Consider the following 21,398-nt stretch of genomic DNA (forward strand, 5'->3'; position numbering starts at 1 on the left):
CTCCGTCGTTCACCATGTGGGCTTGCGGTTGCGCGCCAGCAGGCCCCGCAGGATGACCGGGTGCGCCACCGCCTGGAAGTTGAGATCCGGGCACATCCGCTTGACCTGGCCCTCCACCGCCAGCAGGGCCACCAGTGGGAACACGAACGAGGTGCGGGAATAGGCGTTGTGGCGCCGCTGGATCATGAAGAAGTCGGCGATGAACGCGGTCAGGCTGAACGCCCCGGCCGTCATGCCGTGGACCTCGGTGATGAGCCTCTCCAACTCCCGGCGGAACTCCTTCTCGGCCTCCGGCGGCACCGGGTTCATGCTCACGGCCAGGGCGTGGTCCGCGCAGACCTCCGCGTTGCCCGCGGCCATGCCCAGGAAGAACTCCGTGAAGTGGTCCTGGGTCTCCCGGTCCAGGGCGTACGTGAAGCCGCCGTCGACGACGGCGAGGCGGCCGTCGGCCAGGAACCACCAGTTGCCGGGGTGCAGGTCGCAGTGGACCTCGCCCGTGGTGAAGAGCATCTCGAACACCAGGGTGAGCAGGAGCCGGCCGCCGCGGGGCCCGGGATGGTGCCGGTCCCCGTCCTCCTGGCCGGGGATCCACTCCATGACCAGGGTGTCCCGGTCGGGGGCGTCCCCCACCGGCCGGGGGAAGACCACGGGGTGCCGGTCCTCCAGGGAGGCGAAGCGCTCCAGCACCGCACGCTCGGCCACGAGGTCGGTCTGCCGCCGCACCACGGCGCAGAAATCCTCCGCCAGGGCCACCACCGGCACCCCGCGGCAGAAGGGGAGCCGTGACACCGTCCGGGCCGCCGCCTCCACCACGGCCAGGTCCGCCTCCAGCCTCTCCCGGACCCGGGGGTGGCACGTCTTCACCGCGACCTCGCCGGAAGGGGTCGAGCGCCTCTCCACCGCGGCGATGCTCCCCGTGCGGCGCCGGGGGCCGCCGGCGGCCCCCAGCCCGTACCCCAGGGCCAGTCGGTCGCGCATGGTGCGGCACATCCCGCGGGGGAGCAGGTCCTCACGGGTCGAGACCAGCTGCCCCAGCTTCACGAACGCCGGGCCCAGGTCCGTGCACAGTTCGGAGACCAGCATGCCCACCCGCTCGGCGGAGCGCTCCGCGCGCACGGGGGAGGCGGAGCGCAACCGGGCCAGGTGGGGCAGCGCGCGGACGCCGGTCCACAGTGACCGCGCCGTGATCACGCCGGTGCGCAGGGCCGTCCCCCTCACGACGGGGACCCCGCCCGCCCGGCGGAACCGGGGCCCAGGGCGGCCGCCAGCCGGCCCAGGTAGTACCGCCAGCCCGCGCGGTACCCCTCGACCAGCTCCTCGGGCACGTCGGAGTGCGTGAAGGAGAACCCGCCCTCCGTGAGCGTGGCGCTCAGCAGGGAGTCGGGGTGGCCCGGGTCGTGGAGCACGCCGCTCAGGCTGCGCTCGGGAACGCAGGCGACGACCTCGAAGACCTTGTCGTGGCGCCGCCCTTCGTGCTCGAAGGTCAGGACGTACCGGCCGTCGCCCGCGGGGGCCGCCGGGGCCAGCCAGGAGCCGACCGAGTCGAGGTCGGTCAGCGCGGACCACACGGCCCCCGGGGACGCGTCGGTGGGGAAGGAGAGCGTCATGGTGCGGTCCGAGCCGTCGGATTCCAGGGAAACGGCCGGGGTGGGAAGGGTCATCGGTTTCTCCCGGGGGTGGAGGAGCGGGCCAGGCCGCGCAGCGCGGAGACCGAGGGGGTGAAGAAGTAGCCGCCGCCGCGGGGGGCGGTGAAGGGTTCGGGCATCGGCAGCCGTACCAGGGCCCCGTCGGGCGCGTCCGAGGGGAGCCGCAGGACGAACTCACGGGGGACCAGCCCGCCCAGGGGGCGGTGGGGGCGGCCCACGATCGGATCGTGGTTGTCGCCCTCGTGCTGTTGGTAGGGGTTGTTCAGCCAGGACCGCACGACGAACTCGAACTGCCGCTCCAGCGACGTCTGGTAGCAGGCGAACACCATGCCGCGCTCCCCGTGGTCGTCGTAGGGGATGCCCCGGCGCAGCAGGCGGTGCGTCTCGATGGCGGCCCGGGTCTCCAGATCGGTCTCGTGGTCGCGCGGGTAGGCCTTGCGGATGTGCGCGCCGACCGGCACGCGCCACCCCCGGGTGTCGTCCACCGGGCCGAGTTCGGCGGTGAATCCGAAGGCGTTCCGGCTCAGGGGGCAGGAGGCCACCGCCGGGTCGGGCGCGTCCGGCCGCAGGCTCACCGGGGTGCCGTCGCGCCAGCGGCCGAACAGCCGCGCCGAGAGCGCGTCCGGGGTCCAGCCGGGGAACCCCCGGTCGGCCAGTTCCGCGCACGCCCGTTCGGCGAACGCCGGGAACGCGTCCACCTCCTGCCGGTAGCGGCGCACCACCAGCAGTGAGCCGTTGACGGTCCAGTCCGGACCGCCCGAGGCCACCGCGCCGGGCGGGTCCGACGCCATCGGGTCCTGGCCGGGGTGGCCGAACACGAACTCCCCGGGCCACAGCCTCCGCTGGCCCGGTGCGGCCTCCTGCGGGCGGTCCGGTGCGGCGGGCGGGCAGAGCGCCTCCCCGGTGTCCCCGGCCACACCCCGGACGGCGGGCTGCGACACGGGGTCCCGGTAGCCGAAATGCTCCCGCTCGTCCCCGGGACCGGGGCCGGGCAGGGAGGCGCAGCGGTCCCGGTGGAGGACGAGCGGCCCCCGCGGGCCGGCCGTCAGCCGGTCGGCCAGTTCCTCCGCCGCGGCGTCGTCGCCGGCGCGCACCACCAGGAGCGCGTCCGCCGTCGTCGCGGGCCCGCCGACCGGCCAGTTGCCCGCGTATCCGGGGTCGGCCGGGTCGACGGGGTCGCCCAACAGCGGCGACCGGGCGGCCAGGCCGTCCTGGAAGGGGACGTCCAGCAGAGTGTCGGGACGCCGCCCCAGGGCTCGCAGCCCCGGGGCGGAGAGGGACAGGCCCACCGCCGTCCATGCGCCGCCCCGGGCGCGGGCGCGCAGGAGGGCGCGCGTCGAGGTGACCGCGGAGGCCGCCCTCGCCACCCACGGCCGGGGGTCCGCGGTCCAGCGCAGGTAGAGGTGGTGTTGGACGGGGCCGCCGAACGGCACCAGGATGTTGCCCTGGATCTCGTCGAGGTCCAGGAGGGGTTCCCCGGCCGTTCCACGGCCCCACGCGATCTCCGCGTCCACATTCCCTCCCGGCCGGGTCACCCGGCCGAAACGCCCGGGTAGCGGCCCTTCTCGGGGAAGATCTCCAGGCGCGTCAGCAGGGAGTACATGTCGAACCCGTAGATGATGTCCGACAGCCGTCCGTCGGTCACCGTGAAGACGTCGATGGACCTGGTGATGGCGGCGGTGCCGGTCGCCGCGTGGCCCATCAGGGGGCGCCGGTGCGTGCCGGCGAACGCGGCCAGCAGCGAAGCCCGGGAGCCGTCGATGATGACCCGCTCCACGCTGAAACGGTAGTCGGGGAAGGCGTGCAGGAACGCCGCCGTGGTGACGGTCTCCTGGTGCAGGTCGGTGGCGCCGGGGGCGACCAGGCGGGCCACCGCCGACACGTCGCGGCCGTTGAGGACCTCGTTGACGAAGGCCCGGAGGACGAACTTGCCGTCCCCGGCGGTCCCGGTGGGGGTGGTGGGCTCGCCCGCGGACGTGTCCCCGGGGCCGCCCAGGGCGGAGGCCATGGCGTCCAGGTCGTAGGACAGGACCACGGAGGTGATGGTCGCGCCCGCACCGCGCAGCGTGACGGTCAGGGGGAACGCCACCTCGGCCCCGGTGGGGTCGGTCCGCCACAGGGGGCGCGCGAACGTCCCGCGCACGGTCACCCGGGCCGTCGCGGTGTCGCCGTCCACCTCCAGGTCCGCCACCTCGACCGCGTAGTCGTCCAGCGCGCCGACCACGCACAGGTGGACCAGGGAGCCCGCGGCGTCGGACACCGCGTCGATGTCCACCAGCGCGTCCACGGCCGCCAGGTCGAACCGGCCCAGCACGGCGTCCAGGTAGGCGCGTGCCGCCTCCTCGAAGGTCGCGGCCGCCGTGGCCTCGGACCCGCTGCCCGCCACGCCCAGGAAGCGCAGCATCCGCAGCTCGTTGCCCACGCCCCAGCGTTCGGTCATCTTGTCGCCGTGGAAACGCACCGCGTCGGTGCGCCGCGCCGTGATGGGCTCGCCCGAAGCGGGCAGCCCCATGAAGTCGTTCTGCATGGTGCCGTACCACTTGCCGACGCACACCACGCTGTCGCCTTCGAACAGTTCCTCGTCGACGTCGTACCGGAAATCCGGGAACGACTCCAGGAACTCCTCCAGAACGCTCTTGAAACCGTTCAGGGCGACGTCCTGACCGGGGTAGGGGTTCCAGTCGACGTAATCGGCGACCTTCAACGTCTCCACCCGGTCGACCCGGTGCTCGTTGAAGACCTCCCTCACCCAGCGTCGGATACCGTCCACGACTTCCGGTCTGGTCGTCTCGCTCATGGTGCTCCTTTCCCTGCCTCGTCGGGGGCAAGCCGGGATTCTCTTCGACATTAAGCCCGGCCCGCCGTGCTCTCCTTCTCTCAACTTGCGGGGGGCCGGCTCCGGCGCCGGGAAAAGAAGACCTGCCTGGTCAACAGGTTTCAGAGAAGACAGCAATCCACGAGAAAGTGTGCGCTGCGTAACCGATCCGGTGCGGGGTACCCTTCTGGAGAAACCACTTCAAGCGCATCCGTGTGCGCATATAACAGCAATGTGGGCAGTGGAGGAATTCATGCCGGAGAAAAGCGGCGCAGCCAAACTCGGCGTCAAACCCGGATTCGTCGTCGTCGCGCACAACGCCCCGGACGACTACGGCGACATCCTCGGCGACCTGCCGGCCGCCGCGACCGTGACCGACGAGCCGGGGGCGGCGCCCGACCTACTGCACCTCTTCTCCACCACGTTGGAGGAGCTGCGCAAGAACCTCAACGAGCGGTTGGCCGACGTCCCCGACACGACGGTGGTCTGGCTGTCGTACCCCAAGGGCGGCGCCAAGCGGGAACTCAACCGGACCATCGTCATGGACGAGGCCGTCGAGGTCGGCTGGAAGGCCGTCTACGGGGTCTCCCTCAACGACGAGTGGTCGGCCAACCGCATCAAGCGCGCCTGACCGCCCCGCCGCGCGGCGCAGCACGCCGTGCCCCGAACAATGGGAGAACCATGATCAGCGTTGCAGAGCTGGGATGCCGCTTCCGGGTGCGTCGGAACGAGTTCGTCGATGCCCTGAAGGACGTCTCCTTCTCCGTGGCGGAAGGAGAGCTCGTGGCCCTCCTCGGACCCAACGGCGCGGGCAAGTCCACCGCCCTGCGGGTCCTCACCGGGTTGGTGCCCCCCACCTCGGGCGGTGCGTCCGTGGCCGGTATCGACGTGGTCGCCGACCCCACCGGGGTCCGCCGCAGGATCGGCTTCGTCGGCCAGGGCAACGGCGCCGCCCACGAGCAGCGGGTGGACGACGAGCTGTACGCCCAGGGCCGGGCCTACGGGATGGCCCGGGCCGACATCCGGACGACCGTCACCGAACTGGTCGACCTTCTCGACCTCGGGGACCTCCTCACCCGGCCCGTCCGCGCCCTGTCCGGCGGTCAGCGCCGCCGGGTCGACATCGCCCTGGGCCTGGTGCCCCGCCCGCCCCTGCTCTTCCTCGACGAGCCCACGACGGGACTGGACCCCCACCACCGCGCCCGCCTCTGGGAGCACGTCGACGGCCTGCGCCGGGTGTTCAACACGACCATCCTGCTCACCACCCACTACCTGGAGGAGGCGGACGAGCACGCCGAGCGCGTCCTGGTCATCGACCACGGGCGCGTCATCGCCGACGACACCTCGGCCCGCCTCAAGCGCGAACACGTCGGACACCGCGTGTCGATGGACTTCGACGGGCCCGACGAGGCGACCCGGGCGGCCAAGACCGCCAAGGACACCGCGGGCGCGCGCGAGGTCGGCGTCGCCGGCTCCACCGTGAACCTGCGCATCGACGGCGGCGACACCGCCGTGCCCCGGCTGCTGGCCTGCCTGGAGGCGGAGGGGACCGGCGTACGCCGCCTGGTCCTGGCCGAGCCGACGCTCAACGACGTGTTCCTCGAACTCACGGGACGCTCCCTGCGCGAAGGCGACCAGTACCACCGCGAACAGGAGGCGGCGTGACCCCCCCGGCGAAGGACCACCGACCCATGAAGCCGCTCTCCGACATCGCGACCGTCACCGTCCGCGAACTGCGCCCCATCCTGCGGGGGCCGCTCTTCCTCGTGGTCAGCCTCATCCAGCCACTGGTGTTCCTGGGCCTGTTCGGCCCGCTGCTCATGGGCTCCGTCGACGACGCCGTCTTCGGACCGGGCGGCGCGCTCCAATGGTTCGTGCCCGGGATCATGGTGATGATCAGCCTCGTCGGCACGTCGACCATGGGCTCCAACCTGCTCACCGAGGTGCAGACCGGCGCCCACGAACGCCTCCTGGTCACCCCGCTGACCCGCGGGTCCATGATCATCGGCCGGGCCCTGAAGGAGTTCGCGCCCCTGGTGGTCCAGGCGCTCGTGATCGTCTTCGTCGCGATGCCGTTCGGATTCTCCCCCGACCCCCTCGGCGCCGTGCTCGGCGTCCTGCTGCTCGGCGTGCTCGGGATCGGACTGGGCGCCCTCTCGTACGCGCTGGCCATCGCGGTGCGCCACCAGGAATGGGCCTTCTGGGGGATCCAGCAGACGCTGCTGTTCCCCGTGCTCATCCTCTCGGGCATCCTGCTGCCGGTCGACTCGGGGCCCGGCTGGCTGGCCACGGTCGCCGCGTTCAATCCGCTCACCTACGTCGTCGAGGCCGAGCGGGCCCTGTTCTCCGGTGAGATCCTGACCGCGCAGGTCGGCTGGGGGGCCGTCGCGGCACTGCTGGTGGCCGCACTCGGGCTCTTCGTCGGCGTGCGCTCCATGCGCAGGTCGCCGGTGTGACCGGCGGTCGCCCCGCCGGACCGGCGGGGCGACCGTGCGCGCCGCGGGTGCGCTACACCCACCGGGCCAGGACGCGCCCGGTGTGCGTGTCCTGGTCGGCGACCCGGGCGGGCACGCCCTGGGCGACGACCTTCCCGCCGCCGGCCCCGCCCTCCTCGCCCAGTTCCACGATCCAGTCGGCGGCGGCCATGACCGCCGGGTGGTGGGTGACCGCCACCACGGTGCCCCCGCGGTCCACGAGCCTGCGCAGCACGGAGTTCAACCGCGCGACGTCGGCCGCGTGCAGCCCGTGGGTGGGCTCGTCCAGCAGGTAGGCCGTTCCCGGCACCGCGTCCCCGGACAGCTCCCGGGCCAGCTTCAGCCGCTGCGCCTCGCCGCCGGACAGGGTGGTGGCCGACTGCCCCAGCAAGAGGTAGCCCAGACCCACGTCGACCAGGGCGCGCAGCGGGCCGCCCACGCCCCTGACATCGGCGAACACCTCGGCCGCGCGTTCGGCCGTCAGCCCCAGGACCTCGGCGATGCTCAGCCCGCGCACGCGCGGCCTCAGGGGCTCCTCGGAGAAGCGCGCCCCGCCGCAGGTCTCGCAGGGCAGCTCCACGTCGGGCAGGAAGAACATCTCCACCTGGACGACGCCCGCGCCCTCGCACGCCGCGCAGCGCCCGCCCGCGTTGTTGAACGAGAAGTCGCCCGCGCCGAGCCCCGCCTCCGCCGCCTCCGGCGTCGCCGCGAACATCTTGCGGAGGCGGTCGAACACCCCCATGTAGGTGGCCGGGTTGGACCGCGGGGTCCGGCCGATGGGCGCCTGGCCCACGGTCACCAGGCCGGTCACCCCGGCCAGCCCGGACACCGACGCACACCGCGGGGCGGGGCGGTCGTCCCGACCGGCCGCCGCCGCCAGCGCCGGCTCCAGCACGTGTGTCACCAGGGAGCTCTTCCCGGACCCCGACACCCCCGTCACACAGGTCATCGCCCCCAGGGGGAACCGGACCGACACCGAACGGAGGTTGTTGCCCTCGGCGCCGGTGAACTCCGCGAACCCCCAGGCCCGGTCCTCCTCGCCGCGCAGCACGGTACCCGCCCCGCCCGACGCGGACAGGTACGGGGCCGTGACCGACCCCTCGGCCGCGGCCAGCCCCGCGACCGGGCCCGCGTGGATCAGCCGGCCTCCGTGGGTCCCCGGACCGGGGCCCACCTCGACCACCCAGTCGGCCGCGGCGATCACGTCCAGGTCGTGCTCCACCACCAGCACGCTGTTGCCCTGGTCCCGCAGGGAGCGCAGGGCGTCCAGCAGCCGTCCGGTGTCGCGCGGGTGCAGGCCGGTGGAGGGCTCGTCGAACACGTACATGAGGCCGAACATCCCCATCCCCAGATGGGTGGCCAGACGCACCCGCTGGGCCTCCCCGCCGGAGAGCGTCGGTACCGGCCGGTCCAGCGTCAGGTACCCCACCCCGACGCGCACGAGGCCGTCCAGCCGGTCGCGGACCTCGGCGGCGCCCAGCGCGGCGCGCGGGTCGCCGGCCGCCGCGGCCGCCAGGTCGTCGGCCCAGGCGAGTGCGTCGGTGATCTCCATGCGGCACACGTCGGCGATGCCCTGCCCGGCCACCCGGACCGACAGCTGGGCGGGGGAGAGGCGCCCGCCGCGGCAGTCCGGGCAGGTCGACACGCACATGAACGCGGTCGCCCGCGCCCGGGCGGACTCACCGGAGGCGTCGCGCAGGGAGGCCTCCAGCCAGGGCAGCACACCCACGAACCGCGTGTCGCGCACGGTCGTGCGGCCCCGGATGGTCAGCTCCGCCCGCAGTTCCGCGCCCCTCTCGTACAGCAGCCGGTGCCGCACCCCGGCCTCCAGGGACGACCAGGGCAGGTCGGGGTCCGCTCCCAGGGACTCGGCGAACCGCAGCGACAGCTCGTGCTCCACCGCGGCCCGGCGGTCCCGCCAGGGGCGCAGCACCCCCTCCCGCAGGGAACGGGACGGTGAGTCCAGGACCAGCTCGGGATCGCCGCGCAGGGCCGTGCCCAGCCCCTCACAGGCGGGACAGGCGTGCGCCGAGGAGTTGAACGAGAACGCGCGAGCGGTCATCTCGGGGGTTCCCGCCGACCCGTCGCAGGACCCCAGCACGGCGAACAGCGACCTCAGGTAGTCGTGCACGTCCGTGGCGGTCCCCACGGTGGAGCGCGGATTGGTCGCGGCGCGCGCCTGGCCGACCGCCACCGAGGCGCACACCCCGGTGATCGAGTCCACGTCCGGCCGCAGGGAGGCCCCCACCAACTGGCGGGTGAACGCCGACAGGGGTTGCAGGTGGCGGCGCTGGGCCTCCGCGTGCACCGTCGCGTGGACCAGGGAGCTCTTCCCCGAACCCGACACGCCGGTCACCACCACCAGCGCGCGGTGCGGCAGGTCCACGTCCAGGCCGCGCAGGTTGTGCACCCGTGCGCCCCGCACCCGCAGGAAGTCGGGTGACGGGTTCGGAGAACGGTCGGTCGGCTCCGCCATGGGCGTCCTTCCCCTTGGTGTCCGGCGTTCCGCCCAGCCTAGGTCCCGGGGTCTTCTCCCGGGTTGCCCTTCTCCATTCGTGCGGACCCCGCACGAACAGCAAACCGGGAGAGGTCCGGTACCGGATACCCGGCCCACGATGAGGCGGTGCACGGACCACAGATCTGGAAAGGAGCGCCGATGCGGTTGATGTTCCGCGTGATGAGGATCGCCGTCGCGATCGTCCTCGTCGGTACCCTCGCCGTCCTCACCCAGCGCCCGACCCCCACCGGGGCCGACGCCGCAGACCTCGCCGCCGACTTCTCCTTCACCCGCCTGCCCCTCAACGGGGAACCCGCCGACGCGGCCCGGAGCCGCCGGGTCGCCCCCGACCTGGAGCACTTCGGCGGATGGATCTCGGCGGTCGGCGCCGCGGCGGCGCTGACCGACGTGCGCGGCAACGGCCGCCCGGCCGACGCCTGCCTGGTCGACCCGCGCGACGACGGCGTCACCCTCCGGTCCGTCCCCGGGTCGGGCACCGAAGAGTACGAACCGGTCGAACTCGTGCCGGACGGGCTCCCCTACGACCGGACCATGGCGCCCATGGGATGCGTCCCCGCCGACCTCGACGCGGACGGCGACACCGATCTCCTCGTCTACTACTGGGGGCGGTCGCCGGTGCTGTTCCTCAACACCTCCGGCCCCGGGGACGGCACGGCGCCCACCGCCGCCGGGTTCACCGCCCACGAACTCGTCGAGCCCATGCAGGTCTGGAACACGACCACCGTCAACGTGGCCGACATCGACGGCTCCGGGCACCCGGACCTCCTGATCGGCAACTACTTCCCCGACGGCGCACGGGTGCTGGACCCGGAGGCCGACGACGAGACCCGCATGCAGATGCAGGACGGAATGGGCCTGGCGAACAACGCCGGACGCAACCGCCTCCTGCTCACCGAACCCGCCGGCACACCGGACACGCCGCCGCTGGTCACCGACGCCGGGACGGCCCTGCCCGAACCCGCGGTCACGGGATGGACCCTGGCCACCGGAGCACAGGACCTCACCGGCGACGGCCTGCCCGAGCTCTACATCGCCAACGACTTCGGCAACGATCACCTCCTGGTCAACCGCTCCACCCCCGGCTCCGTCTCACTGGAGATCGTCCGCGGTGAACGGGACATGGTCACCCCCAAGTCCGGGGTCCTGGGCAACGACTCCTACAAGGGCATGGGGGTCGCCTTCACCTACGCCCCCGGGGCCGACCTGCCGACCATCGTGGTCAGCAACATCACCACCCCCTACGCCCTGCACGAGAGCAACTTCGCGTTCGTCCCCGACGGCGAGGGCGCGGACCTGCTGGAGGGGCGCGTCCCCTACCGCCAGGAGAGCGAGTCCCTGGGACTGTCCCGCGGCGGCTGGTCCTGGGACGTCAAGGCCGGGGACTTCGACAACGACGGCACCGACGAGCTGATGCAGGCCACCGGCTTCCTCAAGGGGGACACCGACCGCTGGCCCCAGCTCCAGGAACTGGCCATGGGCAATGACGAGCTGCTGCACCACCCCTGGGCGTGGCCGGTCTTCACCGAGGGGGACGACCTCTCCGGGCACGAGCACAACCCCTTCTGGGTCCGGGGCGCCGACGGCCGCTACACCGACCTGGCCGCCCCCCTGGGATTGGACACCACCGAGGTCTCCCGTGCCATCGCCCTGGGCGACGTCGACGGGGACGGACTGCTCGACGCCGTGGTCGCCAACCAGTGGGAGGACTCCACGGTGCTGATCAACGACGCGGCCGACGCGCCTCCGGGCGCCGTGCTGCGCCCCCTCGTCCCGGCCGTCGCCGCGGAAGGGGAGGACGGATGGCGTCCGGCCGTCGGGGCCACGGTGACCGTCCGCGAGGGCGGCTCCCCGCACCAGACCAGGCAGCTCTTCCCCGCCAACGGCCACACCGGTGTCTCCGCCGGCGAACTGCACCTGGCCCTGACCGAGACCGGAACCCTTCCGGTCACCGTCACCTGGCGTTCCACCGACGGGACCGTCCACTCCGTCGACCTGGACCTGACGCCGGGTGCGCGCACCCTTCACCTCGAAGACGACGGAACGGTGAGATGACGACGACCAGACCCCCAGCACCCGCCGCCGTCGCACCGGTCCCGGACCGGGCGGCACCCGAACCCGCACCGCCCCGCGCCGACACCAGGGTCATGGCCCTGCGCATGTTCGCCACCAGCATCACCGTGTTCACCGTCATCGGGCACCTGTTCCTCGGCTTCGAGCAGGCCCCGGTGATACCGATCCTCGCCCTTCTGACCGGCTACGCCGCGGACCTCCTCATGGAGACCCTGGGCGCACGGGCCGAGGGGCGCGCCCCCGGGTACGCCGGCGGCCCCGGAGCCCTGGTCACCTACCTGCTGCCGACCCACATCGCGGGGCTGGCCTGCGCGATGCTGCTGTGGGGCAACGAGTCCCCGTGGCCCTACATGTTCGCCGTCACCGTGGCCGTCGCGGGCAAGCACCTCATCAGGATCCCGGTCGGCGGCCGCCGCCGGCACGTGCTCAACCCGTCGAACCTCGGGATCGCCGTCACCCTGGTGCTCTTCCCCTGGGTGGGCATCGCCCCGCCCTACCACTTCACCAACAACACCTCCGGGACGCTGGACTGGCTGCTGCCGCTCGGCGTGCTCATGGCCGGGACCATGCTCAACGTCCGGCTGACCGGCAGATGGCCGCTCATCCTCGGCTGGGTCGGGGGGTTCGCCGCCCAGGCGGTGGTCCGGTGGCTGGTGCTGGACCACGCCCTGGCCACGGCCCTGCTGCCGATGACCGGCCTGGCGTTCATCCTGTTCACCAACTACATGATCACCGACCCCGGGACGACCCCGTCGCGTCCGCGCAACCAGGTGGTCTTCGGTGTCGCGGTGGCCGCCGTCTACGGCCTGCTGGTCACCTGGCACATCGTCTTCGGCCTGTTCTTCGCCCTGGTGATCGTCTGTGCGCTGCGCGGAGCGATCCTCCTGCTGGCCCCGCTCCGGCCCCAGCGCACGAACCCCGCCCCCGACCCCGCCCCCACCGAGCGGAAGGAAGAACGCCCGTGAACAGGATCGGCACCACCCGCCCCCTGCACCTGCTCAACACCTCCGGCCACCGCGGCGGACTGGCCCTGTTCATGGTCATCGTCGTGGCCCACTGGGCGGAACACCTGGCCCAGGCGGCCCAGATCTACATCTTCAACTGGCCGGTCCCCGAGGCCCTGGGAGTCCTGGGGATCCCCTTCCCCTGGCTGGTCACCTCCGAGTGGATGCACTACGGCTACGCGCTCATCATGCTGGTGGGGCTGTTCCTCCTGCTCCCCGGCTTCACCGGGCGCTCCCGGACCTGGTGGAAGATCTCCCTGGGCATCCAGCTCTGGCACCATTTCGAGCACCTCCTGCTGCTCCTCCAGGCCCTGTCCGGGCTCAACATCGGCGGTGGGGCGGCGCCCACCAGCCTCGTCCAGCTCCTCATCCCCCGGGTGGAGCTGCACCTCCTGTACAACGCCCTGGTCTTCGCGCCCATGGTGGTGGCCGTACTGCTCCACCGCCGTCCCGACGACACCGAACGCGAGGCCATGAACTGCGGGTGCGCCGACCGCTACGAGGAAGTGGTCGACGGATGAGCCGCCGCCGCGTCGGCCCGTTCGAGCTGGTGATCCTGCTCGCCGCCCTGGCGCTGGTCGCCGTGGGCGCGGGCGGGGTCGACCAGGCGGTGCGCGCGGCGCGCGCGGACGGGGTCCCCGGCGACTTCGCCGTCACCGGGGCCGCGTGCGTCAGCCATCTGGGGCATCAGTCGTGCACGTGCCTGGGCGACTACACCGCCGCCGACGGCTCCGTGAGCCTCACCGGGGTCTCCCTGGCCGGAGGCGGGGACGACTGCGCCGAGGGGGCGGTGGTCGCCGCGGTCGACATCGGGGCCCGGACCCGCGTCGTACATCCGGACGGCTCCGGGGAGTGGGTCGTCACCGCCCTGATCCTCGCGGCGGGGGCGGGGCTGGGGCTGTGGGCGGTCGCCCCCTGGCTGCGGCGTCCGCGCGTCCGGACCCGGGCCTCCTGAACCCGGTCAGGCCCGGGCCGGGCGCACCCGGCCCAGGATCTCGCGGGCCAGCCGCGCGATGTCGTCGGAGGCACCGCTGATCGCGCTGTCGCGCCGCCAGACCAGCAGGTGCCGCAGCTGGATCGGCTCGCCCTCCAGCCTGCGGACCACCACGTCCTCCCCGGCGTCGAAATCCGACTGGCAGGGGGCGATCGCCCGGCGCCGGGCGACGAGGTCGCGGATCTCCGAGCGCTCGTAGAGCCGGTAGGGGACCTGCGGGGTGAACCCGGCACGCTGGCAGGCCAGGTAGAAGCACTCCGGCCAGCCGGTGCCGTCCGGCGGGGTCAGCGCCCAGGGGCAGTCCGCCAGATCGCCCAGGGCCACCGTCGGCTTGTCCGCCAGCGGGTGGTCGGCCCACAGGGCCACGTGCAGCGGTTCCACCGCGAGCATCGCCCACGACAGCGGACCGTCCGTCGACAGGTCCCGGTCCACGTAGTCGATGGTGGTGCCCAGGTCCAGCCGCCCGGCCCGGACCAGGTCGGTGACCAGCTTGGGGGAGTACTCGGTGCGCACGTGGGCCGGCACGTTCGGGAAGATCTCCGGCAGCCGCGCCGCCAGGTCTATCGCCAGCGGTCCCACCCCGCCCACGCGCAGCGTGGTGGGCGAGGCCCCGCGCGCGGTGATGTCGTGCAGCAGGTCGTCCATGGACAGCAGGACCGCGCGGGCGCGCACCAGCACGAACTCGCCCAACTCCGTCGGACGCACCCCCGAGCGGCCCCGGTGGAACAGGGCGCCGCCCACCTCGCGCTCGATCCGCTGGAGCTGGGTGGTCAGCGCGGGCTGGGAGGTGGAGAGCGCGGCGGCCGCCTTGGTGACGCTTCCGGTGTCGGCCAGGAGGCAGATGGTGCGCAGATGGCGGAGTTCGAGATCCATCAGGGCCTCCTGTGCCGGCGGTCGGGGTGTTGCGCGGGGTCGGGCGGAGGCGGGCGGGACGTGTCCGCCGCGGGCGGGCAGGGGCCTGCCCGCCGGACTCCTCCCGGGTGTCGCTTCGCGGTCTCCCGTTCCGCTCGCGCCGCCCATCGGCCATTGTCGACTGTACAACGGGTCCCCGCGGGGCCCCGGCGCACGTCGGGCGCGGGCGGCGGGCACCGGCGCATCGGGGCCCGGGGGGCTCCGTTCTCCTGCGGACGTCTGCGAGGGGGCATGGCGTGGAATCTAGGCGTTCCGGGCGCCGCTGTACAGATGCCTTCCGCGGGCGGTCGCGATGGAACACCCCGTCCAGCCCCTTCGGACCCCCGGGCTCCGGAGTCCAGGGGGGCGCGTGTCGATGGGATAGGGTGCCGTGCATCACTATATAGTTGGACGTCCTACTACATTCCCGCGGAAGATCCCGGGGGAATGGCGCGGAACCGGTGGAGAGAACTCATGGCCGTCGAACGCATGCTGCCCACACCCGAGGCGGAACAGCTCCTGGAACTGACCCGGGAACTCGTGGACAAGGAACTCGCCCCGCGCGCCGCCCGGGACGAGGAGGAGGGGGCCTTCCCCCGCGACCTGTTCCGCACCCTGGGCGCGACCGGGCTGCTCGGCCTGCCCTACGACGAGGAGTACGGCGGCGGGGGCCAGCCCTACGAGGTCTACCTCCAGGTCGTGGAGGAGCTGGCCCGCGGCTGGCTCGCCGTCGGCCTGGGCGTCAGCGTCCACACCCTGTCCTGCTACCCCCTGGCGTCCTTCGGCTCCGACGCCCAGAAGGCCGAGCACCTGCCCGCCATGCTCGGTGGCGACCGGCTGGGCGCCTACTGCCTGTCGGAGGCCGCCTCGGGCTCCGACGCGGCGGCCATGGCCACCCGTGCCGAACGCGACGGCGAGGGCTACCTGGTCAACGGCGCCAAGGCGTGGATCACCCACGGCGGCGAGGCCGACCACTACACCCTGTTCGCCCGCACCGGCGCCCCCGACTCCGGGACCCGCGGCATCAGCTGCCTGCACATCCCGGCCGGCACCCCGGGCCTGTCGGCGGCCGCGCCCGAACGCAAGATGGGCATGCGCTCCTCCACCACCGCCGGAGTCCTCTTCGACGACGTCCGCGTCGGCGCCGACGCCCTCATCGGGGAGGAGGGCAAGGGGTTCGGCATCGCCCTGTCGGCCCTGGACTCCGGCCGCCTGGGCATCGCCGCCTGCGCGGTCGGCGTCGCCCAGGCCGCCTTCGACGCCGCCCTGGCCTACTCCCGGGAACGCCGCCAGTTCGGCTCCGCCATCGGCGACTTCCAGGGGGTGGGCTTCATGCTCGCCGACATGGCCACCCAGATCGCCGCCTCCCGCGAGCTGTACCTGGCCGCGGCCCGCCGCCGCGACGCCGGTCTGGCCTTCTCCGAACAGGCCGCCATGGCCAAACTCATGGCCACCGACACCGCCATGAAGGTCACCACCGACGCCGTCCAGGTCTTCGGCGGCTACGGCTACACCCGCGACTTCCCGGTCGAGCGCTACATGCGCGAGGCCAAGGTCCTACAGATCGTCGAGGGCACCAACCAGATCCAGCGCCTGGTGATCAGCCGCCACCTGGCCCGCCGCGCCTGACGGGAGTCGTCAGGCCGTAGAGGCTCGATGCTGTGGCCGCCGGCAGGTGAGCACTTTCCTCTCCTGGAGCACGTGACCTCCGGGGACGGACCGTGCCCCTGCCGGTCGGCCGGCAGACCGGACCGCTGACGGGGTGGCGTGCCCGCCCCCGTGCCGCTCGACACCGAACGACATGGGGTGCCCGACCCGCCACCGCCGCGGGCACCCGCCCGCGGCGGTTCAGCGGCGCAGCAGGTCCCGGACGGCCGACGGGGGGTGTAGCACCGGCTCCACCGGGCGGTCGGTGAGCACCGCCAGCGCCGCCCGGTACTCCTCGCCCCGGTCCAGGTCGGTCAGCCACGACGCCGCCGGATCGCCGCCCCCGGCCCATTCCAGCAGCCGCGCGCCGGTGTGCGGCGGACTCACCGTCACCCGGCGCAGGCCCCCGGCCAGACCCAGCCCGGTGGCCTTGAGCAGCGCCTCCTTGCGCGCCCAGTAGCCGAAGAACGCCCCCGTGCGCTCGGCCTCCGACAACCCCGCCCACGCCTCACGCTCGGTGTCGGACAGGGTGTAGGCCGCCAGGCCGTCCAGATCGCGCGCGGCCGACACCCGCTCCACGTCCACACCCACCGGGACGCCCTCGGAGACCACCAGCACCACCCACTCGCCCGAGTGGCTCACCGAGATCTCCCATCCGCCGGCCGGGCCGGTCGGGTGGGGCTTGCCGTGCGGTTCGGCGTCCCGCTCCGCCCCGGCGCGCTCCTTCTCGTCACAGGAGCGGCAGCGCAGCTCGAAGGCCACCTCCCGGGGATCGCACCCCGCCCGCTCGGCCAGCACCAGCCGGGACATCGCCCGGGCCAGCAGGTGCCGGTCCCGGTCGGCCCGGTGCAGGAACCGGTCGCCCCGGGCCCGTTCGCGCTCGTCCAGCAGGTCCGACAACCGGTCCGTGGCCGAAGACGTGTGCGCCCACCAGATCTCGGGCGCCAGGGGAGGGAGGATCATGCCTTCCATTGTGGACCCGGCCGCACGGTGATCGGTGGTGTGAGGGGGGCCGGAACCGGGAATCGGGTAAAGGACAGGTCAGCCCGTCCCCTGGGGAGGCCGGAGATGTCCGTTGTGATGCTGTTCGGAGCCGGAGCGCTCGTCGGGCTGGTGGCCCTCACCGCGGTCATCATCGTGACCCTCCTGACCGAGGACCCCGACCGTATCGACACCCCCCTCGAAGCAGAGGAACCCGGGGAGGAACGCCCGGCCATCGGTCGGTCCGTACTCTAGACCGGGCACGGGTGCCACCCGTGCCCCCGCCCCGGAGCACGGAAGGTCAAGTCCATGGTCGAGGAGAACCGGCCGGCGTTCGCCGCCGAACGCCGGGAGCGCATTCTCGAACTCGTGCGCGCCAACGGCACCATGTCCCTGCGCGACATCGCCGTCAAGGTGCACGCCTCCGAGGTCACCGTCCGCCGTGACGTGCGCGCCCTGGAGACCGAGGGCCTGGTCGACCGCCGCCGCGGGGGAGTGGCCCTGCCCGGGCGCATCGGCCACGAGCAGAGCTACACCGGCCGCAGCGGCCAGGCCGCCGCCGAGAAGGCCGCCATCGCCGTCTCCGCCGCCCGGCTGGTCCGCCCGGGTGACGCCGTCACCATCGGCCCCGGCACCACCACCGAGGCCCTGGCCCGGGAACTGGCCTCGCGTTCGGACATCACCGTCGTCACCAACTCGTTGCGGGTCGCCGAGGCCCTGGCCGGTTCGACCGGGGTCGAGGTCGTGGTCACCGGCGGCACCCTGTACGGTCCCGCCCGCGCCCTGGTCGGCGCCGCCGCCGAGCAGAGCCTCAAGGGGCTGCGCGTCACCCGCGCCTTCCTGTCGGGCAACGGTGTGAGCGCCGAACGCGGGCTGAGCACCCCCAACCCCGCCGTCGCGGGTGTGGACGCGGCCCTGGCCGACTGCGCCGAGGAGACCGTGGTCCTGGCCGACCACACCAAGATCGGCGCCGACACCATGGTCGCCACCGTCCCGCCCGAGGAGATCGCCCACCTGGTCACCGACAGCAGCGCGGACCCCGAGGTCCTCATGACCCTGGAGGAGACCGGGGCCCTGGTCCACGTCGCCGTCGTGGCACGTGAACGGGGGCAATAGCCCCCTCTTGCACTGCCGATGGGCGTACCCTACCGATCACGCCCATTGTGCGGTCCGTGTCCGATGGGTGATGCTTGGACGCACCCGCCGCCGACCCACCCTCAGGAGCCTTCCGCGCATGCCCTCTTCATCGACGCCCTCGGAGCAGCCCCCGTCCGCGCCGGTGCGCGTCACCCCCGAGCCGGTCGCCCTGCCCGAGCCCTGGTCCCGGGCCGCGCTGACGGTGGTCGTGCCCACCTACGAGGAGGCGGAGAACCTGCCGGTGCTGGTCCGGCAGCTCATGTCCCTGGACCTGCCCGGGCTCCGGGTCGTGGTCGTGGACGACAACTCGCCCGACGGAACCGGGGAGATCGCCGACAAGCTCGCCCTGGAGTTCCCCGGCCGGGTGTCGGTGGTGCACCGCACGGTCAAGGACGGGCTGGGCCGCGCCTACGTGGCCGGGATGACCCGGGCCCTGAAGGACGGTGCCGAGTACGTCGTGCAGATGGACGCCGACCTCAGCCATCCCGTCGGCTACGTCCCCCAGCTGCTGGGCACCCTGCTGGCGACCAACGCCGGGGTCGTCATCGGCAGCCGCTACGTGCCCGGCGGCAGCCTGTCCGAGCAGTGGGGGCTGAGTCGCCGCCTGCTCAGCGGCTGGGCCAACGCCTACGTCAAGACGGTGCTGGCCATCCCGGTCCGCGACGTCACCGCGGGCTTCAAGGTGTGGCGGGCCACCGCCCTGGAGGCGCTCGACCTGCCGGGCATCGAGAGCACCGGCTACGCCTTCCAGGTGGAGATGCACTACCGGGCCTTCCGCCGCGGGCAGAAGATCGTCGAGATCCCCATCCACTTCGAGGAGCGGGCCGTGGGCGAGAGCAAGCTGGACGGCGCCGTCGCCCTGGAGGCCGCCCTGCGCCCGCTGCGGCTGCGCCGCGCCGAGAACTCCCGCCGCTGACCGGTGCCGCACGGCCGCCTCCTTCAAAACCCGGGTGCGAACTGCGATCATCGAGGGACCACGGGGGAAGGAGGGCGTCGTGACCGATCAGCCCTACGACGTCGACGCCGACCTGGGGGACGATCCCCAGGAGAGCGAGATCGCCGAGACCGAGAGCCGCATGGACGCGGCGGGTTACACGTTCGAGGACGAGGACGCGCAGGACCGGGGCGGGACGGGCATCTCCGAGGAGGTGCGCCGGGAGGAACCCCCCGTTCTGGAGCGCGAGGACTGGAGCCCCGACGAGCCGGGCCCCGAGGCCGACGCCCTCCACGAGGAGGACGACGACGGGCGGTGGACGTCGTGACCGACCAGCCCTACGACGTGAACGCCGACCTGGGGGACGACCTCCAGGTGAGCGACGTCGCCGAGACCGAGAGCCGCATGGATGCCCTGTACGGCTACAACTTCACCGAGAACGACGCCGAGGGCGAACTCGGCATCACCGCCGAGGTGCGCTGCGAGCGCAAGCCTGTTCTGCCCCGGGAGAACTGGGACGTCGACGGCCCGAGCGCGGAGGTCGAGGCGGTGCACGTGATCACCCCGGAGGGGGACACCGACCCCGATCCGGACTCCGCCCCCGAGGAGCGCGACTTCTAGGCTCCGGGGCCGTCCTGGGACCGGCCGGCGGCGGACCCCGGGCAGGAGCGCATCGGCGGCCCCGACACCCCGCAGAAGCGCAGCGGCCGCTCCTCGGCGTGCGGGGGCACCGCGCCGGGTTCCTCGGGCAGTGAGCCGCGCGCGGCCGCCTCGGCGGCCCCGGGCATCCGGCCCCGCGGCAGCAGCAGCGCGCACAGCGCGGCCGCCGCGCACAGCCCCGCCAGGATGAGCATCGCGGTGCCGAACCCGGTGATCAGGGAACCGGCGTCGGCGGCGCCCCCGGTCTCCCCGCCCCCGGCGATCCCCGCCAGCGCCGGGACCGCGGCCACACCGATCAGCTGGGCGCCGCGCGCGAACGTGTTGTTCACCCCCGAGGCCAGGCCCGCGTGCCGTTCCGACACCGACGCCAGCACGGTCGCGGTCAGCGGTGCCACCGTGGTGGACAGCCCCAGCGCCACCAGCAGCACCCCGGGCAGCACGTCGGTGAGGTAGGGCGCGTCGGGGCCGATCCGCGACAGCAGCCACAGCCCGGACGCCACCAGCAGCGGCCCGGCGACCAGCTGGGGGCGCGGGCCGATCCGCGCGGCCAGCTTCCCGGACCGGGCCGACAGCGCCAGCATCAGCACGGTGATGGGCAGCGAGGCCGCCCCGGCCGCGATCGGCGAGTAGCCGGCGACCTCCTGGAGGTAGATCACCAGCAGGAAGAACAGCGGTCCCAGCGAACCGTAGACGAGCACGGTCGCCGCGTTCGTCGCGCTGAACCCCCGGGAGGAGAACATCCCCAGCGGCAGCATCGGGTCGGCGACCCGCGACTCCACCACCAGGAACAGCACCAGTGCGAGCACGCCGACGACCACGCCCGCCCACACCGCGGGGGTGGCGCCCACCGCGCCCCACTGGATGAGCGCGTAGGTGATGCCGCCCAGGGCCACCACTCCCAGCAGCGCCCCCGGGTAGTCGAGCCGCCGGGCGGCCCCGGGGTCGCGCGACTCGGGCACCTTGAACCACGCGATGGCCAGCACCACCGCCGCCAGCGGCAGGTTGATGAGGAAGATGAGCCGCCAGTCGCCGATCTGTACCAGCCAGCCGCCGACGAACGGGCCGATCGCGGAGGCCACCCCGGTCAGCCCGGACCAGGCGCCGATCGCCCGGGCCCGGTCCTGCTCCCGGAACCCCGACTGGAGGATGGCCAGGCTGCCCGGGGTCAGCAGCGCCCCGCCGACCCCCTGCACGATCCGGCCCGCCACCAGCCACTCCAGCGTCGGGGCGAACGTGCACAGGGCGGACGCCAGCGCGAACACCGCCACACCCCAGATGAACAGCCGCACCCGGCCGAACCGGTCCGACAGCGACCCGCTGAGCAGGATGAGCGCGGACAGCGTCACCATGTACCCGTTGACGATCCACTGGAGCCCGGACAGCCCCGTCCGCAGGTCGCCCTCGATGGCGGGCAGCGCCACCGTCACGACCGTCGAGTCCAGGAACGCCATCCCGGAGCCGAGCACCGTGGCGGTGAGCATCCACCGGGCCGCGGGCGAGCCCCAGGCGACACCCCCCGCCGCGACCGGCCTCGTCGTCGAACCGCTCATCGGTCCCCACCTCCTCGCCCCACCGTACGACGGCGGCCCCCGCCGGGGCGGGGGCCGCCGCGTTCTCCCTCCGGTGT

At 73.2% G+C, this 21,398-nt stretch carries 21 protein-coding genes; 13 read left to right on the forward strand and 8 right to left on the reverse strand.

Annotation, left to right across the window (positions count from 1 at the left end; all coding sequences use genetic code 11):
- Positions 1–9: 9 nt before the first annotated feature.
- The 4 genes from QJS33_RS18885 to QJS33_RS18900 are packed head-to-tail and all read right to left on the reverse strand — an operon-like array spanning position 10 to position 4,443.
- Positions 10–1,218, reverse strand: coding sequence for an AarF/UbiB family protein (locus tag QJS33_RS18885; RefSeq protein ID WP_306369337.1), 1,209 nt, complete (start codon positions 1,216–1,218; stop codon positions 10–12).
- Positions 1,215–1,661: an SRPBCC domain-containing protein gene (locus tag QJS33_RS18890; protein WP_306369338.1), complete on the reverse strand. Its 447-nt coding sequence runs from the start codon at positions 1,659–1,661 to the stop codon at positions 1,215–1,217. Before QJS33_RS18890 ends, QJS33_RS18885 begins: the two co-directional genes overlap by 4 nt.
- Positions 1,658–3,160 carry a Dyp-type peroxidase gene (locus tag QJS33_RS18895; protein ID WP_306369339.1) on the reverse strand — a complete coding sequence of 501 codons (1,503 nt, stop codon included), beginning with the start codon at positions 3,158–3,160 and terminating at the stop codon, positions 1,658–1,660. Before QJS33_RS18895 ends, QJS33_RS18890 begins: the two co-directional genes overlap by 4 nt.
- A gap of 17 nt (positions 3,161–3,177) precedes the next feature.
- Complete coding sequence (locus tag QJS33_RS18900) at positions 3,178–4,443, reverse strand: ester cyclase (RefSeq protein ID WP_306369340.1); 1,266 nt, start codon at positions 4,441–4,443, stop codon at positions 3,178–3,180.
- Between the two features lie 271 nt (positions 4,444–4,714).
- Between QJS33_RS18900 and QJS33_RS18905 the strand changes: the two genes are divergently transcribed.
- The 3 genes from QJS33_RS18905 to QJS33_RS18915 are packed head-to-tail and all read left to right on the forward strand — an operon-like array spanning position 4,715 to position 6,917.
- Positions 4,715–5,092 (forward strand): hypothetical protein, encoded by a 378-nt coding sequence (locus QJS33_RS18905; protein ID WP_306369341.1) that lies wholly within the window; start codon positions 4,715–4,717, stop codon positions 5,090–5,092.
- Positions 5,093–5,142: 50 nt separating this feature from the next.
- Positions 5,143–6,126, forward strand: coding sequence for an ATP-binding cassette domain-containing protein (locus QJS33_RS18910; protein WP_306369342.1), 984 nt, complete (start codon positions 5,143–5,145; stop codon positions 6,124–6,126).
- A 26-nt stretch (positions 6,127–6,152) separates the two neighbouring features.
- On the forward strand, positions 6,153–6,917 hold the full coding sequence (locus tag QJS33_RS18915) for an ABC transporter permease (RefSeq protein WP_306369343.1): 765 nt from the start codon (positions 6,153–6,155) through the stop codon (positions 6,915–6,917).
- A gap of 52 nt (positions 6,918–6,969) precedes the next feature.
- On the opposite strand, the gene QJS33_RS18920 is transcribed toward QJS33_RS18915, so the two are convergent.
- Positions 6,970–9,411, reverse strand: coding sequence for an excinuclease ABC subunit UvrA (locus QJS33_RS18920; RefSeq protein ID WP_306369344.1), 2,442 nt, complete (start codon positions 9,409–9,411; stop codon positions 6,970–6,972).
- Positions 9,412–9,591: 180 nt separating this feature from the next.
- Here QJS33_RS18920 and QJS33_RS18925 point away from each other — a divergent pair, with 180 nt between their 5' ends.
- The 4 genes from QJS33_RS18925 to QJS33_RS18940 are packed head-to-tail and all read left to right on the forward strand — an operon-like array spanning position 9,592 to position 13,482.
- Positions 9,592–11,505, forward strand: coding sequence for a VCBS repeat-containing protein (locus tag QJS33_RS18925; protein WP_306369345.1), 1,914 nt, complete (start codon positions 9,592–9,594; stop codon positions 11,503–11,505).
- A complete protein-coding gene (locus QJS33_RS18930) occupies positions 11,502–12,488 on the forward strand; it encodes an enediyne biosynthesis protein UnbU (protein WP_306369346.1) in 987 nt (328 codons plus the stop codon). Before QJS33_RS18925 ends, QJS33_RS18930 begins: the two co-directional genes overlap by 4 nt.
- Complete coding sequence (locus tag QJS33_RS18935; protein ID WP_306369347.1) at positions 12,485–13,048, forward strand: hypothetical protein; 564 nt, start codon at positions 12,485–12,487, stop codon at positions 13,046–13,048. Before QJS33_RS18930 ends, QJS33_RS18935 begins: the two co-directional genes overlap by 4 nt.
- Positions 13,045–13,482, forward strand: coding sequence for a hypothetical protein (locus QJS33_RS18940; RefSeq protein ID WP_306369348.1), 438 nt, complete (start codon positions 13,045–13,047; stop codon positions 13,480–13,482). The genes QJS33_RS18935 and QJS33_RS18940 overlap by 4 nt, the downstream gene beginning before the upstream one ends.
- A gap of 6 nt (positions 13,483–13,488) precedes the next feature.
- On the opposite strand, the gene QJS33_RS18945 is transcribed toward QJS33_RS18940, so the two are convergent.
- The gene (locus tag QJS33_RS18945; RefSeq protein ID WP_306369349.1) at positions 13,489–14,394 is read right to left on the reverse strand and encodes a LysR family transcriptional regulator; all 906 of its coding nucleotides are present in this window, start codon (positions 14,392–14,394) and stop codon (positions 13,489–13,491) included.
- Positions 14,395–14,886: 492 nt separating this feature from the next.
- On the opposite strand from QJS33_RS18945, the gene QJS33_RS18950 reads away from it, so the two are divergent.
- A complete protein-coding gene (locus QJS33_RS18950) occupies positions 14,887–16,041 on the forward strand; it encodes an acyl-CoA dehydrogenase family protein (RefSeq protein WP_306369350.1) in 1,155 nt (384 codons plus the stop codon).
- 219 nt (positions 16,042–16,260) lie between these two features.
- On the opposite strand, the gene QJS33_RS18955 is transcribed toward QJS33_RS18950, so the two are convergent.
- On the reverse strand, positions 16,261–17,031 hold the full coding sequence (locus tag QJS33_RS18955; protein WP_306369351.1) for a 4'-phosphopantetheinyl transferase superfamily protein: 771 nt from the start codon (positions 17,029–17,031) through the stop codon (positions 16,261–16,263).
- 96 nt (positions 17,032–17,127) lie between these two features.
- On the opposite strand from QJS33_RS18955, the gene QJS33_RS18960 reads away from it, so the two are divergent.
- The 5 genes from QJS33_RS18960 to QJS33_RS18980 all read left to right on the forward strand — a co-directional run bounded on the left by QJS33_RS18960 (position 17,128) and on the right by QJS33_RS18980 (position 19,732).
- Entirely contained in the window at positions 17,128–17,295 is a 168-nt protein-coding gene (locus tag QJS33_RS18960; protein ID WP_306369352.1) for a hypothetical protein, read from the forward strand.
- A 54-nt stretch (positions 17,296–17,349) separates the two neighbouring features.
- Positions 17,350–18,156, forward strand: coding sequence for a DeoR/GlpR family DNA-binding transcription regulator (locus tag QJS33_RS18965; protein WP_306369353.1), 807 nt, complete (start codon positions 17,350–17,352; stop codon positions 18,154–18,156).
- 118 nt (positions 18,157–18,274) lie between these two features.
- Complete coding sequence (locus QJS33_RS18970; RefSeq protein ID WP_306369354.1) at positions 18,275–19,093, forward strand: polyprenol monophosphomannose synthase; 819 nt, start codon at positions 18,275–18,277, stop codon at positions 19,091–19,093.
- Positions 19,094–19,172: 79 nt separating this feature from the next.
- Entirely contained in the window at positions 19,173–19,439 is a 267-nt protein-coding gene (locus QJS33_RS18975; protein WP_306369355.1) for a hypothetical protein, read from the forward strand.
- On the forward strand, positions 19,427–19,732 hold the full coding sequence (locus QJS33_RS18980; protein WP_306369356.1) for a hypothetical protein: 306 nt from the start codon (positions 19,427–19,429) through the stop codon (positions 19,730–19,732). Before QJS33_RS18975 ends, QJS33_RS18980 begins: the two co-directional genes overlap by 13 nt.
- On the opposite strand, the gene QJS33_RS18985 is transcribed toward QJS33_RS18980, so the two are convergent.
- Positions 19,729–21,321, reverse strand: a complete 1,593-nt coding sequence (locus QJS33_RS18985; protein ID WP_306369357.1) for an MFS transporter — start codon at positions 21,319–21,321, stop codon at positions 19,729–19,731. The genes QJS33_RS18980 and QJS33_RS18985 overlap by 4 nt on opposite strands.
- Positions 21,322–21,398 lie beyond the last annotated feature (77 nt).

The sequence above is a fragment of the Nocardiopsis sp. CC223A genome, assembly GCF_030766825.1.
Classification (GTDB): Bacteria; Actinomycetota; Actinomycetes; order Streptosporangiales; family Streptosporangiaceae; genus Nocardiopsis.

What these genes read in the sequence shown, in the direction of transcription:
- QJS33_RS18890 (WP_306369338.1), bottom strand. Translation starts at nt 1,661, where the DNA reads ATGACCCTTCCCACCCCGGCCGTTTCCCTGGAATCCGACGGCTCGGAC.
- QJS33_RS18900 (WP_306369340.1), bottom strand. Translation starts at nt 4,443, where the DNA reads ATGAGCGAGACGACCAGACCGGAAGTCGTGGACGGTATCCGACGCTGG.
- QJS33_RS18905 (WP_306369341.1), top strand. Translation starts at nt 4,715, where the DNA reads ATGCCGGAGAAAAGCGGCGCAGCCAAACTCGGCGTCAAACCCGGATTC.
- QJS33_RS18910 (WP_306369342.1), top strand. Translation starts at nt 5,143, where the DNA reads ATGATCAGCGTTGCAGAGCTGGGATGCCGCTTCCGGGTGCGTCGGAAC.
- QJS33_RS18915 (WP_306369343.1), top strand. Translation starts at nt 6,153, where the DNA reads ATGAAGCCGCTCTCCGACATCGCGACCGTCACCGTCCGCGAACTGCGC.
- QJS33_RS18920 (WP_306369344.1), bottom strand. Translation starts at nt 9,411, where the DNA reads ATGGCGGAGCCGACCGACCGTTCTCCGAACCCGTCACCCGACTTCCTG.
- QJS33_RS18925 (WP_306369345.1), top strand. Translation starts at nt 9,592, where the DNA reads ATGCGGTTGATGTTCCGCGTGATGAGGATCGCCGTCGCGATCGTCCTC.
- QJS33_RS18930 (WP_306369346.1), top strand. Translation starts at nt 11,502, where the DNA reads ATGACGACGACCAGACCCCCAGCACCCGCCGCCGTCGCACCGGTCCCG.
- QJS33_RS18940 (WP_306369348.1), top strand. Translation starts at nt 13,045, where the DNA reads ATGAGCCGCCGCCGCGTCGGCCCGTTCGAGCTGGTGATCCTGCTCGCC.
- QJS33_RS18945 (WP_306369349.1), bottom strand. Translation starts at nt 14,394, where the DNA reads ATGGATCTCGAACTCCGCCATCTGCGCACCATCTGCCTCCTGGCCGAC.
- QJS33_RS18950 (WP_306369350.1), top strand. Translation starts at nt 14,887, where the DNA reads ATGGCCGTCGAACGCATGCTGCCCACACCCGAGGCGGAACAGCTCCTG.
- QJS33_RS18955 (WP_306369351.1), bottom strand. Translation starts at nt 17,031, where the DNA reads ATGGAAGGCATGATCCTCCCTCCCCTGGCGCCCGAGATCTGGTGGGCG.
- QJS33_RS18960 (WP_306369352.1), top strand. Translation starts at nt 17,128, where the DNA reads ATGTCCGTTGTGATGCTGTTCGGAGCCGGAGCGCTCGTCGGGCTGGTG.
- QJS33_RS18965 (WP_306369353.1), top strand. Translation starts at nt 17,350, where the DNA reads ATGGTCGAGGAGAACCGGCCGGCGTTCGCCGCCGAACGCCGGGAGCGC.
- QJS33_RS18970 (WP_306369354.1), top strand. Translation starts at nt 18,275, where the DNA reads ATGCCCTCTTCATCGACGCCCTCGGAGCAGCCCCCGTCCGCGCCGGTG.
- QJS33_RS18985 (WP_306369357.1), bottom strand. Translation starts at nt 21,321, where the DNA reads ATGAGCGGTTCGACGACGAGGCCGGTCGCGGCGGGGGGTGTCGCCTGG.